General features: G+C 75.9%; 14 protein-coding genes and 1 pseudogene. 5 read left to right on the plus strand and 10 right to left on the minus strand.

Annotation, left to right across the window (positions count from 1 at the left end):
* The first annotated feature begins 203 nt into the window (after positions 1 to 203).
* Entirely contained in the window at positions 204 to 1,502 is a 1,299-nt protein-coding gene (locus IE295_RS03270) for a cytochrome P450 (protein WP_224323220.1), read from the plus strand.
* Here the strand turns inward: IE295_RS03270 and IE295_RS03275 are convergent.
* The 3 genes from IE295_RS03275 to IE295_RS03285 form a co-directional block, all read right to left on the minus strand.
* Positions 1,480 to 2,235, minus strand: a complete 756-nt coding sequence (locus IE295_RS03275) for a bestrophin-like domain (protein WP_190061859.1) — start codon at positions 2,233 to 2,235, stop codon at positions 1,480 to 1,482. The two genes, IE295_RS03270 and IE295_RS03275, sit on opposite strands and share 23 nt — an antisense overlap.
* A 274-nt stretch (positions 2,236 to 2,509) precedes the next feature.
* Entirely contained in the window at positions 2,510 to 3,097 is a 588-nt protein-coding gene (locus IE295_RS03280; RefSeq protein WP_190061860.1) for a hypothetical protein, read from the minus strand.
* Positions 3,098 to 3,371: 274 nt separating this feature from the next.
* Positions 3,372 to 5,027: an isovaleryl-CoA dehydrogenase gene (locus tag IE295_RS03285; RefSeq protein ID WP_190061861.1), complete on the minus strand. Its 1,656-nt coding sequence runs from the start codon at positions 5,025 to 5,027 to the stop codon at positions 3,372 to 3,374.
* A gap of 86 nt (positions 5,028 to 5,113) precedes the next feature.
* Between IE295_RS03285 and IE295_RS03290 the strand changes: the two genes are divergently transcribed.
* The 4 genes from IE295_RS03290 (at position 5,114) to IE295_RS03305 (ending at position 8,780) form a co-directional block, all read left to right on the plus strand.
* On the plus strand, positions 5,114 to 5,863 hold the full coding sequence (locus IE295_RS03290) for a PaaX family transcriptional regulator C-terminal domain-containing protein (RefSeq protein ID WP_224323221.1): 750 nt from the start codon (positions 5,114 to 5,116) through the stop codon (positions 5,861 to 5,863).
* A 130-nt stretch (positions 5,864 to 5,993) separates the two neighbouring features.
* Positions 5,994 to 6,701 (plus strand): response regulator, encoded by a 708-nt coding sequence (locus IE295_RS03295; protein WP_190061863.1) that lies wholly within the window; start codon positions 5,994 to 5,996, stop codon positions 6,699 to 6,701.
* Between the two features lie 55 nt (positions 6,702 to 6,756).
* Complete coding sequence (locus IE295_RS03300) at positions 6,757 to 8,229, plus strand: ATP-binding protein (protein ID WP_372479000.1); 1,473 nt, start codon at positions 6,757 to 6,759, stop codon at positions 8,227 to 8,229.
* The gene (locus tag IE295_RS03305; RefSeq protein ID WP_190061864.1) at positions 8,226 to 8,780 is read left to right on the plus strand and encodes a hypothetical protein; all 555 of its coding nucleotides are present in this window, start codon (positions 8,226 to 8,228) and stop codon (positions 8,778 to 8,780) included. The genes IE295_RS03300 and IE295_RS03305 overlap by 4 nt, the downstream gene beginning before the upstream one ends.
* A 10-nt stretch (positions 8,781 to 8,790) precedes the next feature.
* Here the strand turns inward: IE295_RS03305 and IE295_RS03310 are convergent, their stop codons facing one another.
* The 7 genes and pseudogenes from IE295_RS03310 to IE295_RS03335 form a co-directional block, all read right to left on the minus strand.
* Positions 8,791 to 9,366, minus strand: coding sequence for a PIG-L deacetylase family protein (locus IE295_RS03310; RefSeq protein WP_190061865.1), 576 nt, complete (start codon positions 9,364 to 9,366; stop codon positions 8,791 to 8,793).
* 114 nt (positions 9,367 to 9,480) lie between these two features.
* Positions 9,481 to 11,751 carry a heavy metal translocating P-type ATPase gene (locus IE295_RS03315; RefSeq protein ID WP_190061866.1) on the minus strand — a complete coding sequence of 757 codons (2,271 nt, stop codon included), beginning with the start codon at positions 11,749 to 11,751 and terminating at the stop codon, positions 9,481 to 9,483.
* Positions 11,752 to 11,930: 179 nt separating this feature from the next.
* Positions 11,931 to 12,437: a MarR family winged helix-turn-helix transcriptional regulator gene (locus IE295_RS03320; RefSeq protein WP_190061867.1), complete on the minus strand. Its 507-nt coding sequence runs from the start codon at positions 12,435 to 12,437 to the stop codon at positions 11,931 to 11,933.
* Between the two features lie 36 nt (positions 12,438 to 12,473).
* Complete coding sequence (locus tag IE295_RS03325) at positions 12,474 to 14,087, minus strand: FUSC family protein (protein WP_190061868.1); 1,614 nt, start codon at positions 14,085 to 14,087, stop codon at positions 12,474 to 12,476.
* A gap of 22 nt (positions 14,088 to 14,109) precedes the next feature.
* On the minus strand, positions 14,110 to 15,054 hold the full coding sequence (locus IE295_RS33245; protein ID WP_229922940.1) for an acyl-CoA dehydrogenase family protein: 945 nt from the start codon (positions 15,052 to 15,054) through the stop codon (positions 14,110 to 14,112).
* Positions 15,055 to 15,180: 126 nt separating this feature from the next.
* Positions 15,181 to 16,344 (minus strand): annotated as a pseudogene (locus IE295_RS33250) (acyl-CoA dehydrogenase family protein); the annotation flags it as partial.
* Entirely contained in the window at positions 16,344 to 17,195 is an 852-nt protein-coding gene (locus IE295_RS03335; protein ID WP_190061870.1) for an enoyl-CoA hydratase, read from the minus strand. The gene IE295_RS03335 and the pseudogene IE295_RS33250, both read right to left, overlap by 1 nt.
* Between the last annotated feature and the right edge of the window lie 2 nt (positions 17,196 to 17,197).

A 17,197-nucleotide genomic window follows, 5' to 3' on the forward strand; every position in this document is an offset into this window, starting at 1 on the left:
CCTCCTGTCCGTTGCTCCGTACCCCCAAAACACGGCGCCCAGTCGGAGCATTGCGGAGCCAGGTCTGGAACCAGTCATTCCGGAGCCTGCACGGACCCGACCGGAATGCGCCCCCGTGCCCGGGACGGACCGGTCTCCTGGTCACGGACACATTGTGGCCAGCCCTTGACGCACCCGCCAGAGGAAGACGTACGGTCCGGCCCGTGACCGCACACGACCCCGCCGCCGTGTTCGACCCCGCCACCTACGCCCGGGGCGTCCCCCACGCCCTCTTCCGCGAGCTGCGCGAGAACAGCCCCGTGTGCCGCGTACCGGAACCGGCGGTCGGCCCCTGGGCCGCCGGCCCCGGCTACTGGGCCGTCTTCCGGCACGCCGACGTCAAACACGTCCTGCGCACCCCCGAGGTCTTCTCCTCCCACCTGGGCGCCACCCAGCTCCGCGACCCGGACACCCCCGGTGACCTGGCCTTCGTGCGGGCGATGATGCTCAACCAGGACCCACCCGCCCACGCCCGGCTGCGCCGCATCGTGGCCGCCGCCCTCACCCCGCGCGCCGTGCGCGAGCTGGAAGCGGTGATCGAGGCCCGCGCCCACGCCCTCGTCGCCGCCGTCGCCCCCCGCGGCGCCACCGACTTCGTGGAACTCGCCGCCGACCTGCCCGTATGGACCCTCGCCCACGTGCTGGGCGTGCCGGAACGGGACCGGCGGCTGCTCCTGGACTGGTCGAACCGCGTCATCGGCTACCAGGACGCCGAGCACGCCGCGTCGCACACCGCCGACCCGGCGGAGCTCACCCCTATGGGCCGCGCGGCCCTCGCCGAGCGGCCCGCCTCGCTCCTCAGGGCCGACGGGACGCCCGTCAACCCGCGCTCACGCGAGGCGCTGGCCGACATGTTCGCCTACGCCCACGCCCTGGCGGACCGGCCCCGCCCCGGCAGCGTCATGGCCCGCATGCGCGAAGGCGGCCTGAGCCGCGACGAGTTCGAGAACATGTTCTTCCTCTTCGCGGTGGCCGGGAACGAGACGCTGCGCAACGGCATCCCCGGCGCCCTGCTCACGCTCCTCGAGCACCCCGGGCAGTACGAGGCGCTGCGCCGGCGGCCGGAGCTGACCGCTTCGGCGGTGGAGGAGACCCTGCGCTACTGGCCGCCCGTCATCCACTTCCGGCGCACCGCCACCCGCGACACCGAGCTCGGCGGCCGGCTCGTCCGGCGGGGCGAGAAGGTCGTCGTCTACCACGCCTCGGCCAACCGCGACGAGCGCGTCTTCGCCGACCCCGACCGCTTCGACATCACCCGCACCCCCAACGACCACGTCGGCTTCGGCTCCGGGCCGCACTTCTGCCCGGGCGCCCATCTCGCGCGCACCCAGACGCGCGCCATGCTCCGCGCGGCCGTGGACCGGCTGCCCGGCCTGGAACGGGCGGGCGAGCCGGTCCGGCTGACGTCCAACTTCCAGAACGGGCTCACCCACCTGCCCGTCAGGTGGAGAACAGATCGGTGAACGGGCCCGTGGCGTCCCCCACGGAGTGCCCGAACGGCGAATTGAAGTCCCAGATGAGGAACAGGAGGAAGGCGATCAGAGCGCTGTAGACGCCCGCCAGCATCAGCTCGCGCGGCGACCGCCTGATCTGCAGCGTGAAGATCAGCCCCACGCACACCAGCGCCCCGCCGATCAGCCCGAACCACACCACGCCCGGCATCGTCGGCCCGGCCGCCTGGCCGCGCGCGTTGCGCGCCGCGTCCGCCGCGCCCACCTGGTCCACCAGCGGCTGGTAGGACTGGCTCTCGAAGTCGTCGCGCGGCTTGTACGAGCTGACGTCCTCCCGCACCTTCTCCAGCAGCTCGGTGCCCTCGCCGGTGAGCTCCCCCTCCTCGAGCATCACCGGCCACTCCTTCTCGACCACGTGGCTCACATAGGCCTCGACGTCCTTGCGCGTGCGGTCGCGGGCCTCGGGGGCGTAGACGCGCACCCGCGCGCTCACCTCGTGCAGCGCCTGCGCCTCGGCGCGCACGGTGTCCTGCGCGGCGTTGCGGGACTCCCACACGCCGGCGATGGCCAGGCCCAGCACGATGGCATAGACCACGCCGACCATCATCGTCATGTACTCGATGACGTCGGGCGTCTCGCTCGGGTCGTCGTCATCGCCGAGCCTGCGTTCCCTGAGCACGGTGATGGTCAGGACGACGGCACAGGCTGCGGCCATGGCGATGGCCAGAACCAGCCACTCGGACAAGAGAACCTCCGGGGTCGGGCGCGGGGCGAGGTGGCAGGGGGACGAGGTGACGGCGGGACGTCAGCGGCCGCGTCGGCCGCCGCCGCGCGGCCGCAGCAACGCGGCCGCCAGCACGGCGGGCGCGGTGAGCACGAGCGTGAACGTGACCACGGACGTGCCGTGGCCGATGGGTTCGGACACCGACTGGCGGTACGTGCGCGGCAGCGCCCGCACGCGCACGGGCGGTGACGAGGCCCGGGGCGGGGCCGGCGAGGGCGCCGGGGGCGCGGCACGCTCACCCGGCGCGGGGGCGGGAGCGGGAGCGGGGGCCGACGCCGGTGGTTCCTCCGGTGGCGCGGGGCGTGCCCGCGGGGGAGCGGCCGGAGGGGCGGGCTGGGCCGGCGCGGGTGGCGCGGGAGCCGGGGGCGCCGGGGCGGGGCCGCCGGGCGGCGGTACGGGCTGGGGCGCGGGAGGTGCGGGAGGTGCGGGAGGTGCGGGAGGCGCCGGTGGTGCGGGCGCGGGAGGGGCAGGGGCAGGGGCAGGCGGTGGCGCGGGGGCGGGCGGTGCCGGTGGTGCCGGCGCGGGGGGCGCCGGGGCCGGAGGCGTCCCGGGCGCGGGAGGTGCGGGAGCCGGGGGTGCCGGCGGTGCCGGGGCAGGTGGGGCGGGAGGCGCCGGTGGTGTCCCGGGCGCGGGTGGTGCCGGTGCGGGCGGCGCGGGCGCAGGAGGCGCCGGTGCGGGTGGGGCCGGTGCGGGTGGGGCCGGAGCCGGAGGGGCGGGCGCGGGCGGGGCCGGGGCGGGTGGCTGGGGAGCTCCGGCGGGCGGGCAGAAGAGCCGCGCGTGCGCGGTCACCACGCCGATCGCCCGCGCGTCGGCGGTCACGCACAGGTACAGGGGGTTCAGCCGCACCACCGCTCCGGCCGAGGCGCTGACGCCGCCGCCCGGCAGGGGGAGCGGCGGCACCGGGGCGGCGTGCGCCGAGCCCGCCGTCGCCAGTACGGCGGCCAAGGCCGCGAAGCCGGTGCCTGCCGCCCGAAGCCATCCCGTCACGACGGGGATCTTGCGATCCTCGCGGCCGCCTCACTCACCCATCCGGCCCAATTCCTCCGATGGGGTGAAGGTGTGTCATGTGTTGACGCGCCGTGTCGGGATGCGCCGTCTCACGCCCCGGCCTTGGCGTTCTTCGTCCGCGCCCGGTCCAGCACCGCGCCCAGGTCCGTGCCGCCGGGCAGCGTGCCGAACGCGTGTCCCCAGTCCCCGCCGAGCCGCGAGGCACAGAACGCGTCCGCCACCGCCGGGGTGCCGTGGCGCACGAGCAGGCTGCCCTGGAGCACGAGCGTGAGCTGCTCGGCGACGCGGCGGGCCGCGAGCTGGGCGTGGTGGGGGTCGGCGAGCGTGCCGAGCAGGTCGCGCAGCCGCGCGGCCGCGGCGTCGAGGCGGGGGTCCGCCCCGGCGGCCAGGCCGACCTCGGCGAAGTAGGCCTCCAGGGCGGCCGGCTCCTTGGCCAGCACCCGCAGCACGTCCAGCGCGGCGACGTTGCCCGAGCCCTCCCAGATCGACAGCAGCGGCGCCTCCCGGTAGAGCCGGGGCATGCCCGAGTCCTCCACGTAGCCGTTGCCGCCCAGGCACTCGAGGGCCTCGGCGGCGTGCGCGCTGCCGCGCTTGCACACCCAGTACTTGCCCGCGGCCAGGCCGAGCCGGCGCAGCGCCGCCTCCTGGGCGTCCCCCGCCTCCGAGCGGTCCAGCGCGGCGGCGAGCCGCATCGCCAGCACTGTCGCGGCCTCCGACTCGACGGCCAGGTCCGCCAGGACGTTGCGCATCAGCGGCTGGTCGATCAGCTCGGCGCCGAACGCCCGGCGGTGCGCGGTGTGGTGCAGCGTCTGCCGCAGCCCGGCGCGCATGCCCGCGGCGGAGCCGATGACGCAGTCGAGCCGGGTCATGTTGACCATCTCGACGATCGTGCGCACCCCGCGGCCCACCTCGCCGACCGGCCAGGCCACGGCCTGCTCGTACTCGACCTCCGAGGAGGCGTTGGAGCGGTTGCCGAGCTTGTCCTTCAGCCGCTGCAGCCGGATGGCGTTGCGGGTGCCGTCGGGCAGCACCCGCGGCATCAGGAAGCAGGTCAGCCCCTGTTCGGTCTGGGCCAGGACCAGGAAGACGTCGCTCATCGGCGCGGAGGTGAACCACTTGTGCCCGGTGATCACGTACGAGCCGTCGCCCGCCGGCACGGCCGTCGTGGTGTTCGCCCGCACGTCCGAGCCGCCCTGCTTCTCGGTCATCGACATGCCCGCGATCAGGCCCCGCTTGCCGAGCGGCGGGCGCAGTCCGTAGTCGTACGTGCGGGAGGCCAGCAGCGGCTCGTAGGCGGCGGCGAGCTCCGGCTGGGCGCGCAGGGCCGGGACGGCGGCGTAGGTCATGGAGACCGGGCAGCCGTGGCCGGGCTCCGCCTGCGCCCAGACGTAGAACTTCGCCGCCCGCACCAGGTGTCCGCCGGGGCGGGCCCCGGCCCACGGTGCGGCGTGCTGGCCGCTGCCGACGGCCTCGGCCATCAGGTGGTGCCAGGCGGGGTGGAAGTCGACCTCGTCCACCCGGTGGCCGTAGCGGTCGTGGGTGCGCAGCACCGGCGGGTACGCCTCGGCCAGCCGTGCCCACTCCTGCACCTCCTCCGACCCGGCCCGGGCGCCCAGGGCACGGACCTCCTCCTCGCCCCAGCCCGCGCCGTCGCGCCGCAGGGCCTCCAGCAGGGCGGGGTCGTCGGCGGTGGAGAAGCCGGTCAGGGGCGGGGCCTGGTTGAACACTTCGTGCGTGGCGCTCACGGCGACCTCCGGAGTGCGGGTACTCGGCGGCATTACACTTTCATGATGCGTGATGCGAGGCTGTAATGGATAGGGTGTGGCCGGTCATGGACGAAACGCTTTCCCTGCGGCCGCTGACCGCGCGCTCCGTCGTGCTGTCCACCCTCCTCGGCCACCACCCGCCCGCGCTCCCCGCCAGCGCGCTCGTGCGCGTCGGCGAGTTGTTCGGTACCGCCGAGGGCGCCGTCCGCACCGCCCTGACCCGCATGGTCGCCGCCGGTGACCTGGAGCAGACCGACGGCGCGTACCGGCTCACCGACCGGCTCCTGGCCCGCCAGGCCCGCCAGGACGACAGCCGTGCGCCGCGCACCCGCCCCTGGGACGGCTCCTGGGAGATCGCCGTCGTCACCCCCGAGCGGCGCGCCGCCCCCGACCGCGCCGCTCTGCGCCAGGCCATGGCGGCCCTGCGCCTGGCCGAGCTGCGCGAGGGCTGCTGGCTGCGGCCCGCGAACCTGGTGCGCGACGGGCGGCCCGCGGTCGTCACCGGGCAGTGCACCCTGCTCACCGGCGCCCCCGAGGGCGACCCCGCCGCCCTCGCCGCCGCCCTGTGGGACCTCGACGGCTGGGCCCGCCGGGCCCGGGCCCTGGAGGCGGCGCTCCAGGCGCCGCCGGACCGGCCCGGCGGCCTGGCCGGGCGCTTCACCGTCTCCGCCGCCGTGCTGCGCCACCTCCTGTCCGACCCCGTCCTGCCCGCCGCCCTGCTGCCCGCCGACTGGCCCGGCGACCGGCTGCGCCGGCACTACGAGGCCTTCGACCGGGACTTCCGGTCCCTGCTCCTGCGGCACATCGGGATCTGAGGGCTCTGAAGGGTCTGAGGGTTATGAGGGGCTGGCGGAGCGGGTGGGAAATATGAGAAGTCGGTGACAGTTCCCCCGGTCCGACCGCTCCGGTGCGCATTCGTGTGTTCGAACGACCGATACTGTCCGCATGTCACGCGTGCTTCTGATCGAGGACGACCGGGCCGTACGGGAAGGGGTCACCCTCACCCTGCGCCGCCGCGGCCACGAGGTCGAGGCCGCGCCCACCGGCGGAGCCGGGCTGGCGGCCCTGGAGACCTTCCGGCCCGACCTGGTGCTGCTCGACCTGATGCTGCCCGACATGAGCGGCTTCGAGGTCTGCCGCCGCATCCGGGCCACCCAGCAGATCCCGATCATCATGCTCACCGCCCGCGGCGACGACATCGACGTCGTCCTCGGCCTGGAGGCCGGGGCCGACGACTACATCGTCAAGCCCGCCCGCGGTGAGGTCCTCGAGGCCCGCATCCGCGCCGTCCTGCGCCGCGCCGCGCCCGTCGACGGCGGCCCCGACCCGGCGCTCGCCCCCGCCGCGGCCGAGTCCCACGGCGACCTCACCATCGACCGCGCCGGCCTGCTCGTCTCCAAGCACGGCCAGGACCTCGCCCTCGCCCCGTCCGAGATGAAGCTGCTGCTGTACCTGTCCGCCACCCCCGGCCGGGTCTTCAGCCGCCAGCAGCTCCTCGAGCACGTCTGGGAGCACAGCTACCACGGCGACGCCCGCCTGGTCGACGCCTGCGTGATGCGGCTGCGCACCAAGGTCGAGGAGTCCACCCGCTCCCCGAAGTACATCCAGACCGTGCGCGGCTTCGGCTACCGCTTCGGCCCGGTCCAGGGCTAGCGGGACGACGGTGGGACGACCCTTCCCGCGCCGGCCCGCGATCCGCCGACCCGCGATCCGGCGCCCCGCGCTGCGCCGGCCCGCCCTGCGGACCCTCGCCCGCGGGCTGCGCGCCCGGCTCGTCGTGGCGTTCCTGCTGGTCGCCGCGCTCAGCGCGCTCACCACCGCGGCCCTGACCTTCCGCGAGGCCCGCACCGCGATCCTCAAGCGCACCCAGGACACGGCCGTGCAGCAGCTGCGCGCCCAGGTCAACTCCCAGGCGCCCGAACTGCGCTTCCCGCCGGACGCGGGCGGACTCGCCCGGTTCACCCAGAGCCTGGACCGGGCCGGCCAGGCGCAGCACTGGATCGTCCAGGCGCGCTACCGCGACGAGCCCCTCGTCCCCGGCGCCAGGGCGGTGGGCAGGACCGTTCCCGCCGGAGTGCAGGAGAAGGTGCGCGACGGCATCGCGGCCTTCCAGCGGGTGGAGAGCGACGGCAGGCCGTGGCTCGCCATCGGCCTGCCCGTGGCCTTCAGCGGGGACGGCGGGCAGATGTCCGGCCTCGAGGTCTACGCCCACGTGCCGCTGCGCGAGGACGAGGTCAACGTCTCGGCGCTGGTGAAGGCCGCCCAGCGCGGGGCGCTGCCCGCCATCGCGCTGGCCGTCGTGCCCGCCCTGATCGCCGCGCGCGGGGTGCTGCGGCCCGTGCGCGAACTGCGCCGCGCCACCCAGCAGATCACCGACGGCCGGCTCGACACCCGGCTGAAGGTGTCCGGGGGCGACGAACTCGCCGACCTCTCGCGCACCTTCAACGACATGGCGGCGGCCCTCGAGGAGAACGTGGCCGAACTGCGCCGCATGGAGGCCAACTCCCGGCGCTTCGCCGCCGACGTCTCCCACGAACTGCGCACCCCGCTCGCCGCCATGACCGCCGTCGTCGACGTCCTCGACGAGGACGCCGCCACCCTCGACCCCGACACCGCCGACGCGGTCCGCCTCATCAGCCAGGAGACCGGGAAGCTCGCCCGCATGGTCGAGGACCTGATGGAGATCTCCCGCTTCGACGCGGGCGCCGCCGCCCTGCACCTCGACGAGGTCGACGTCGCCGAGACGATCCGCAAGACCCTCCAGGCCCGCGGCTGGCAGGACAAGGTGCGGGCCGACCTGCCCGAGGACGTACGGGCCCGGCTGGACCCGCGCCGCATCGACGTCGTGGTCGCCAACCTCGTCGGCAACGCGCTGCGCCACGGCGGGGAGCCGGTGAGCGTGGCGGTCCGGGTCAGGCCGCACGGCGAGGGCGAGCGGCTGCTGATCGAGATCGCGGACCGGGGCGAGGGCATCGACCCCGAGGTGCTGCCGCACGTCTTCGAGCGGTTCTTCAAGGCGGACGCCGCCCGGGTCCGCTCCGAGGGCAGCGGCCTCGGCCTCGCCATCACCATGGAGAACGTACGCCTGCACGACGGCACCGTGCGGGCGGCCAACGTGACCGGGGGCGGAGCGGTGTTCACCGTCGACCTCCCGCTGAGGCGAGGAGGCGACGAGAAGTGAGGGCACGACGCGCGGCGGCCGCCGCGCTGCTGCTGGGGTCGCTCGCCGCGCCGCTGGCCGCCTGCGGCATCGAGCCGACCGAGGTCGTCGAGGTGGGCCGGCCGGCCCAGGGCGTCCGGCGCCCGGGCGTCAAGACGCCGGAGGTCCGGCTCTACTTCGGCTTCCCCGGCGGCGTGCAGATGGTCAACCGCCCGGCCGACGCGGAGGTCAGCGCCGAGGAGGCGGTGCCGCTGCTGCTGGCCGGCCCCAACGAGGCCGAGAAGATGCGCGGCCTCTACTCCGAACTGCCCCGGATCAGCGGCCGCTTCGAGATCCTCTCCGCCCCGGGCAGGGTCACCGTCACCCTGCCCCTGGACGTCACCCGGCTCTCGCCCGTCGCCCGCGTCCAGCTGGTGTGCACGGCCGCCCACAACAGCGTGCCGGGCGGTCTGCGGCCGGAGGAGGTCCGGGTGGACCTCGTCGGCGCCGGGAAGAAGATCCCGGGCCTGCTGTGCGACAAGAAGTACAACGCACCCGCCGTGGCACCGGCCATGCCGAGTTCCGCGCCCTGAGCGCGCGGGATCAGGGCCTGGGCCGTGCGGGGCGCAGGACCCGGAACGCCTCGGCGAGGCGCCCCTGCGGCAGCCCGCCCGCCCTGGCGTGCCCGGCGAGCCGTCCGCGCAGCCGTTCCTCCAGGTCCGCGTCGCGGGACTCCCGCGTGTCCTGCGCCCGCAGCGCGTCCAGCTTGCGCTCGAGGACGGCCGTGACGTCCACGTACTGATTGGGTTCGGGGGCGTTCGCCAGCCACAGCTCGGGGACGCCGTCGAGCTCCGCCCACGCCTCGAGCGGATCCCCTCCCGGCGCGAGCACGCGCTGGGGGCGTACGTCCCGGATCAGCGCGGGCAGCTCCTCGCGGCCGAGGAAGCGCACGTCCGTGACGCCGCAGAGCTTCGCGGCCAGGCGCTGCCCCGCGTGCATGCCGTCCCCGTCCCCGTCGACGAGGACGCAGTAGGTCGCGCGGGTGCCGCGCTCGACCCACCGCGCGACCGTGCCGCCGGCGTGTAAGGCCAGGTCCGCGGGGTGGGCGCCGATCACCAGCACGCTCTGGGGCGGGCGGCGGTCCGGGGCGGGGAGCAGGGTCCGAAGAAGATCATTCATGGTTCCAGCCTCATGCGGCGGAAGCCGTTGCTCAAGGGCCGTCGGTGGCAGAAATGTGCCACCTACGGCCCTTCACACGACGCCCGGCCCCTGCCGGGCCGGGGACGCGCGGGTTCAGTGCGCGGGGGTGTAGCGGCGCAGGCGGAGGCTGTTGCCGACCACGAAGACGGAGGAGAACGCCATGGCGGCTCCGGCGATCATCGGGTTGAGCAGTCCGGCGGCGGCGAGGGGGAGGGCGGCGACGTTGTAGGCGAAGGCCCAGAAGAGGTTCGACTTGATCGTGGCGAGCGTCTTGCGGGAGAGCCGGATGGCGTCGGCGGCCGTGCGCAGGTCGCCGCGGACGAGGGTGAGGTCGCCGGCCTCGATGGCGGCGTCGGTGCCGGTGCCCATGGCGAGGCCGAGGTCGGCCTGGGCCAGGGCGGCCGCGTCGTTGACGCCGTCGCCGACCATGGCGACCGAACGGCCCTCGGCCTGCAGGCGCTTGACCACGTCGACCTTGTCCTCGGGCATGACCTCGGCGATGACCTCGTCGATGCCGACCTCGGCCGCCACCGCCCGGGCGACCGTCTCGTTGTCGCCGGTGAGGAGGATGGGCGTCAGGCCCAGGGCGCGCAGGCGCCGGACGGCCTCGGCGCTGGTGGGCTTGACGGCGTCGGCGACCTCGAGGACGGCCCGGGCCGCACCGTCCCAGGCGACGGTGACGGCGGTGCGGCCGAGGGCCTCGGCCTCGGCGAGGGCGCTCTCGAGCGCGGCGGGAAGGCCGATGGCCTGCTCCGCGAGCAGCTTCCGGCGGCCGACGAGGACGGCGTGGCCGTCGACGACGCCCCGGACGCCCAGACCGGGGACGCCCGCGAAGTCCCGGGGGACGGGCAGGGCGCCCACCGCCGTGGCGGCGCCGGTGGCGACGGCCCGGGCGATGGGGTGCTCGGAGGCGTGCTCGAGCGCACCGGCCAGGCGCAGCACCTCGTGCTCGTCCTCGCCGTCGGCCGTGTGCACCGCGAGCAGGGTCATCCGGCCGGTGGTCACGGTGCCCGTCTTGTCCAGCACGATCGTGTCGACGCCGCGGGTGGTCTCCAGGACCTCGGGCCCCTTGATGAGGATGCCGAGCTGGGCGCCGCGTCCCGTGCCGACCAGCAGGGCGGTGGGGGTGGCCAGGCCCAGGGCGCACGGGCAGGCGATGATCAGTACGGCCACGGCGGCGGTGAACGCGGCCGTCCAGCCGGCGCCGGCGGCCAGCCAGGCGCCGAGCGTGCCGAGCGCGAGGGCGATGACGACGGGGACGAAGACGGCCGAGACCCGGTCGGCCAGGCGCTGGGCGGCGGCCTTGCCGTTCTGCGCGTCCTCCACCAGTCTGGCCATCCGCGCCAGCTGGGTGTCGGCGCCGACGCGGCCGGCCTCGACGACCAGCCGCCCGCCCGCGTTGATCGTGGCCCCCGTGACGGCGTCGCCGGGGCCGACCTCGAGGGGCACGGACTCGCCGGTCAGCATCGAGGCGTCGACGGCCGAGGTGCCCTCGACGACGGTGCCGTCGGTGGCGATCTTCTCGCCGGGCCGGACCACGAAGCGGTCGCCGACGGCCAGGTCCTCGGTGCGGATCAGCGTCTCGCGGCCGGCGCGCAGCACGGTGACCTCCTTGGCCCCCAGCTCGAGGAGGGCCTTGAGGGCGGCGCCGGCCCGGCGCTTGGAGCGGGCCTCGAAGTAGCGCCCGGCCAGGATGAACGCGGTGACTCCGGCGGCCGCCTCGAGGTAGATGTTCCCCGCGCCGTCCCCGCGGGCGACGGTCAGCTCGAAGCCGTGCCGCATGCCGGGCATGCCGGCGGTGCCGAAGAACAGCGCCCACAGCGACCACAGGAACGCCGCCGACGTGCCCAGCGAGATCAGCGTGTCCATCGTGGCCGCGCCGTGGCGGGCGTTCTTCCATGCGGCCCGGTGGAAGGGCCAGGCGCCGTGGACGACCACGGGCGCGGCCAGGGTCAGCGACAGCCACTGCCAGTACTCGAACTGCAGGGCGGGCACCATCGCCAGCGCGATCACGGGCACGGCCAGCACGACCGAGGTGATCAGCCGCTCGCGCAGGGGCCGCAGCTCGTCCCCGGCGTCGCCGGCCCCGGCGGTCTGTGCGTCCGCGTCGTCGGCGACGCGCGCGGGGGCCGGGGGCGTGGCGGTGTAGCCCGTCGCCTCGACCGTGGCGATCAGGTCGGCCACGGCTATGCCGGCCCCGTAGACGATCTCGGCCTTCTCGGTCGCGTAGTTGACCGTCGCCTCGACGCCGTCCATCCGGTTGAGCTTCTTCTCGACACGGGCCGCGCACGAGGCACAGGTCATCCCGCCGATGGCGAGCTCGACGCGGGCCGCGCCTGCGGTGCTGGGTGTCGTGATGGTCATCAGTGCTCCTCGAGCGGGGAGGGCCGGTCGGGCCCCTGATCATACCCCCAGGGGGTATCTACTCCTCACGTTATACCCCCGGGGTGTATGCGCGGCAAGGGGTGGAACACAAGAAGCCGCATACCCAGTGGGGGTATGCGGCTCCTTGGGTGGCTTGCGCCCGGTCGCGGACGCGTCGCTCAGGGCTGGAGGCCGCCGAGCCTGCCCTCCAGGAGGACCAGCAGCTCGGCGAGGGTGCCCGCGAGCTCGTCCTGGCGGTCCTTGCCGAGGCCCGCGAGCAGCGCCTGCTCATAGGCGAGCTGGTCGGGGATGAGCCGGTCGATCATCTCCCGGCCGGCGTCCGTGAGCGAGAGGTGGGCCATCCGGCGGTCGCGGTCGTCGGGGCGGCGGGTGACGAGCTCCCGCTCCTCCAGGACCCGCAGCCGCTTGGTGACCGCGGCCCCCGAGGCGAAGGTCTCCCGCGCGATCTGGCCGGGCGTCAGCTCGCGGCCCGTGCGGCGCAGCGTCCCCAGGATGTCGAACTCCGCACGGGTCAGCCCCTCCCGCACCAGTGGCGCGTCGGCCGCCTGCTGCAGCAGTGCGGCGCAGCGGTTGAGCCTGCCGATCACGGCCATCGGCGCGGTGTCCAGTCCGGGGTGGACCTGCTGCCACTGGCGCAGCACGCGCGCGACGATGTCCTCGGCCACGGTGTCGGTCCTCTCGGGTTCGCATGACGGTCCGTGTCAGATTCTGCCGTCCGCGGCGGGAACGGGCGTCCGGGGCCCCCGCCCGTGCCGGGGCGCGATGTCATCACCGGCCGCACCGCCCGCCCCGGCCCCGGCGCCGAGCGCGGCCAGCACCCGGTAGCCCTCCCGCTCCTCCTCGGCCGCCCGCCGCCGCGGCCACGCGGCCTGCCACCACTCGCCCGCCGCGACGTCCACCGCCTCCCGCAGCTCGAGCAGCGCGGCGCCCAGCCGCTCCCGCGCCGCCCGGACCCCGTCGGCGGGCCCGCCGGCCGCGGCCCGGGCCGCCTCCCGCGCGGCCGCCGCCCGCTCGAGGGCCTCGTGGACCCGGCCGGCCGCTCGCCGGTTGGTGACCAGCGCGCACACCGTCAGCCCCACCACCACCCCCACCAGGGTGTCCGTCCAGCGGTCGGCGACCAGCGCCCCGGCCGGGTGCCTGCCGCCGAACTCGCCCAGCAGCAGGGCCATCGGTGTGACGCACACGCTGCCCAGCCAGTAGTTCCGGGCGATGAACGCCTCGGCGCCGATCTGCAGCAGGAGGGTCAGGAGCACCAGCGCGACCTCGCCCGACCGGGCGAGGGGCAGCAGCGCCGTGAAGAGCAGCAGGCCGAGCAGGTTGCCGAGCGCGCGCTGCACCGCGCGCTGCCAGGTCGAGGTGGTGTTCGCCTGGAACACCGCGGCCGCGGTCACCACGGCCCAGTACGGGTGGGCGCTGCCGAGCGCGAGCGAGACCCACCCGGCGAGGGTCGCGCCCACGGCCACGCGAACGCCGACGGGGACCAGGTGGGCGTGGGCGCGCAGCCGGGCGGCCGGGGCGCCCTCGCGGCGCAGCAGGCGCGCGTGGGCCAGCAGCCGCTCGGCCCCGGCCGGGTCGGCCGGGCCGGCGGTCAGTGCGGCGTCCGCCTGTGCCACCGCCCGCCGCAGCGCGTCGCGCGGCGCGGCCTCGTGACCGAGCGCCCGCCGTGCCGCGCTCACCGCGGCGGCCGTGGCGTGCCGGGCCCGCGCCGCGTCGGCGGCCTCCGCGCGCAGCAGGCCGGCCGCCGCCTCCAGCGCGCGGGCGGCGGCGATCCGCTCCGGCCCGTACGGCCGCACCAGCGCGGGAGCCATGCAGACCAGCCAGGCGAGCGCCCCGCCCGCCAGGACGAGGCCGAGGTGGCCGGGCACCTCGCCGATGCGCTGGGGCACGAAGAAGGCGCTCGACGTGACGAAGGTGAGCACGACGTTGCCGGGCGGCCCGATCCGGGTCGCGTCGCACACCATCTTGTGCGCGGCGGCCAGCAGCGAGGCGCCCAGGACGAGCAGCGGGGCGGAGGGGACGAGCGCGGCGCAGGTCAGGGCGATGCCCACGCCCGCGACGGTCGCCAGCACCACCCAGGCGAGGGTGCGGGCGCGCACGGCGTACGGCCGGTCGTGCCCGTACAGGGCGCACAGCGCGCCGGCGGCGGTGTAGAGCACCAGGTCGAGGCGGCCGAGCGAGAGCAGGACGAGGTCGCAGACCGCCATCGTGGCGGCCGCGCTGAAGGCCGCCTTGTGCCAGATGTCGGCGGCCGGCCTCAGGCGCACCAGGCCGCGCAGGGGCAAGGGCAGGGGCCGGGCAGGAAAGGGCTTCGGCATGCTCAAAACGTTAGCAGGTGTTTTACAAGTGAAACACTTTGCTCCGGCACTCCGCCGGCGTCCCCCACGCCGTCCGCAGCGCCCTGGCCTTGCCGATCCACAGCGACAGATCGAGCTCGCTGGTGTAGCCGATCGCGCCGTGCACCTGCAGCGCGGTGCGCGCGGCCGCGTACGCGGCATCGCAGGCGGCGGCCTTGGCGGCCGCCACATGGGCCGCCGCCTCGTGCGGGGCGCCCGCCGCGAGGGCCGTCGCCGCGCCGTGCAGCAGCGGCCCGGCGAACTCCAGGCCGATGAGCGTGTCCGCCAGCCGGTGCTTGACCGCCTGGAACGACCCGATCGCCGCCCCGAACTGCCGGCGCTCCCCGGCGTGGGCCACCGCCCGCTCCAGCAACGCCAGCCCCACCCCGAGGGCCTGCGCGGCCGTCGCGTACGCCGCCCAGACGGCGGCGCGCGCCGCCGCCTCGCGCACGGCCGGCCCCACGGCCACCAACTCCCCGCCCCCGTGCGGCCGTGCCAGCCGCCGGGCGGGGTCGAGCGAGGGCTGCACGGGGCCATGGCCGGCGGCGAGGCGGAGCGTGTCCCCGGTGACGGCGAACACCGGGCGCGCGGCGTCCGGGTCCAGCGCGTACGGTCCGGCCGGCGGCGTCAGCGTGGCGATCGCGCTCCCCGCGCACAGGCCGGGCAGCCACCGCTTCGCCGGCGCCGCCTCGCCCGACTCCGCGAGCCCGCCCAGCAGGGCGGCGGCCGCGACCGTCTCCACCAGCGGCCCCGGCACGCAGTGGCGGCCCAGCTCCACGAAGGCCGCGCCCAGTTCCACCGGCAGCGGCCCGAGACCGCCGTACGCCTCCGGCGCGGCCAGGGCGAACACCCCGGCCCCGGCCGCCCGTTCCCACAGCGCGAGCCCCGGCTCCCGCTCGCCGCGCGCCCACGCCCGTACCGCGTCCGCCGTTCCGGCCGCCGCGAACATCCGGTCCAGCGTGCGCGCGAACTCCGCCTGCCCGGCGTCCAGCGGGAACCCGCCGGGAGTCCGGAAGCCGCCCGGGTGCCGCTTTCGGCCGGGGGAGCGGGGGGCTTCTTCCGGGCCGCCGCCGGCCCGGCGTCCCTTCGGCAACCCCAGCAGCCGTTCCGCGATGATGTCGCGCTGGATCTCGTTCGTGCCGGCGTACACCGGACCGGCGAGGGCGAACGTCCAGCCCTCCGCCCAGCCGCCGCCCCACGGGGCCTCGTCCGCGGTGTCCGCGAGCTCACCCCGGGGGCCCAGCAGGTCCAGGGCCGTCTCGTGGAGCGCGAGGTCCAGCTCGGACCAGAAGACCTTGGTCAGGCTCGCCTCCGCCCCGGCCGCCCCGGCCGCCGGCCGGGAGGCCCGCGCGTAGCCGTACAACCGGTAGGCCCGCGCGCGGATCACCGCGTCCGCGACGCGGTCGCGCAGGGCCGTGTCCGAGGGGTCGGCGGCCGCGCGCCACAGCTCCACGAGCCGCCGGGCGGCGGCGACGTACCGCCCGGGGCTGCGCAGGGCCAGGCCGCGCTCGCTGCCCGCCGTGCTCATGGCCACGCGCCAGCCCCGTCCCGGCTCGCCGATGACGTCGGCGTCCGGCACGAAGACGTCGTCGAGGAAGATCTCCGCGAAGGCCGGCTTGCCGTCGAGGCGGCCGACCGGCCGCACGGTCACGCCCTCGGCGTCCAGCGGGAACATCGCGTACGTCAGCCCGTCGTGCGGCCGCGGGCCGGCGGGGTGGCTGCGGAACAGCCCGAACGCCCGGTCCGCGAAGGCCGCCCGCGACGACCACGTCTTGTGCCCCCTCAGGCGCCAGCCGCCCGCGACGCGCCGGGCCGCCGACCGCAGCGCGGCGAGGTCCGATCCCGCCCCGGGCTCGGACCACGCCTGTGCCCAGACGGTCTCCCCGCTCGCCATCGGGGGCAGGATCCGGGCCCGCTGCTCCTCCGTGCCGTGCTCGAAGAGCGTGGGGGCGAGCAGACAGACGCCGTTCTGCGAGACGCGGGCCGGGGCGCCCGCCGCCCAGTACTCCTCCTCGAAGACCAGCCACTCCAGCAGCGAGCGGTCCCGGCCGCCGAAGCGCCGGGGCCAGGAGAGGACCGACCAGCCGCCCGCGTGCAGCGTCCGCTCCCACGCCCGGCGCTGGGCGAAGCCACGCTCCGTCTCCAGCGACGCGAGCGGCGTACGGGGGACGTGCTCCGCCAGCCAGGCGCGGGCCTCGGCACGGAAGGCCTCCGTACCCGGCGGGAGGCCGGGATCCATCACGCGTCCTTCATCGCGCGCACGTCCATCCCGCCGAGCGGATCGGCGGCCGTCTCCGCGTTGTGCGCGTGCGCCAGGTGGTGCAGGGCGAACGCCGAGTCCAGCCCGGCGTGCAGCCCCTGCAGGTCCTCGGCCTGGTTCACCGCCCGCTTCGCCAGCGCCAGCCCCATGCGCGGCATGCGGGCCACCCGCTGGGCCAACGCGGCCGTCTGCGCCGCGAGTTCGCCGCGCGGCACCAGGCGGTTGACCATGCCGATCTCGTACGCCCGCCGCGCGCTCATCCGCTCGCCGGTGAAGAGGAACTCCTTCGCCACGCGCGGGGGCATCACCCACGGGTGGGCGAAGTACTCGACGCCGGGGATGCCCATCCGCACCACCGGGTCGGCGAAGAAGGCGTCCTCGCTCGCCACGATCAGGTCGCACACCCACGCCAGCATCAGCCCGCCCGCCACACAGGCGCCCTGGACCTGGGCGATCACCGGCTTGGGCAGCTCGCGCCAGCGGCGGCACATGCCCAGATACACCTCGGACTCCCGGGCGAAGCGCCCCTCGGCGCCCGCCGCGGCCGTGTGGTCCCACCACAGCCCCGCCCGGCGCGCGAAGGGCAGGTGGGCGTCCCGCTCCGGCGTGCCGATGTCGTGTCCCGCCGAGAAGTGCTCGCCCTCCCCGGCGAGGACGACCACCCTGACCCCGTCGTCGGCCGCGGCCTCGCCGAAGGCGTCGTCCAGGGCGTAGGTCATGCGGGAGTTCTGGGCGTTGCGGTACCGGGGCCGGTTCATCGTGACCGTCGCGACGGGGCCGAGGCGTGCGTAGCGCACCACAGGGTCAGTGGTCACAGGGTCAGTGGTCATCA

This window comes from Streptomyces griseocarneus, from assembly GCF_014655595.1.
GTDB classification, from domain to species: domain Bacteria; phylum Actinomycetota; class Actinomycetes; order Streptomycetales; family Streptomycetaceae; genus Streptomyces; species Streptomyces griseocarneus.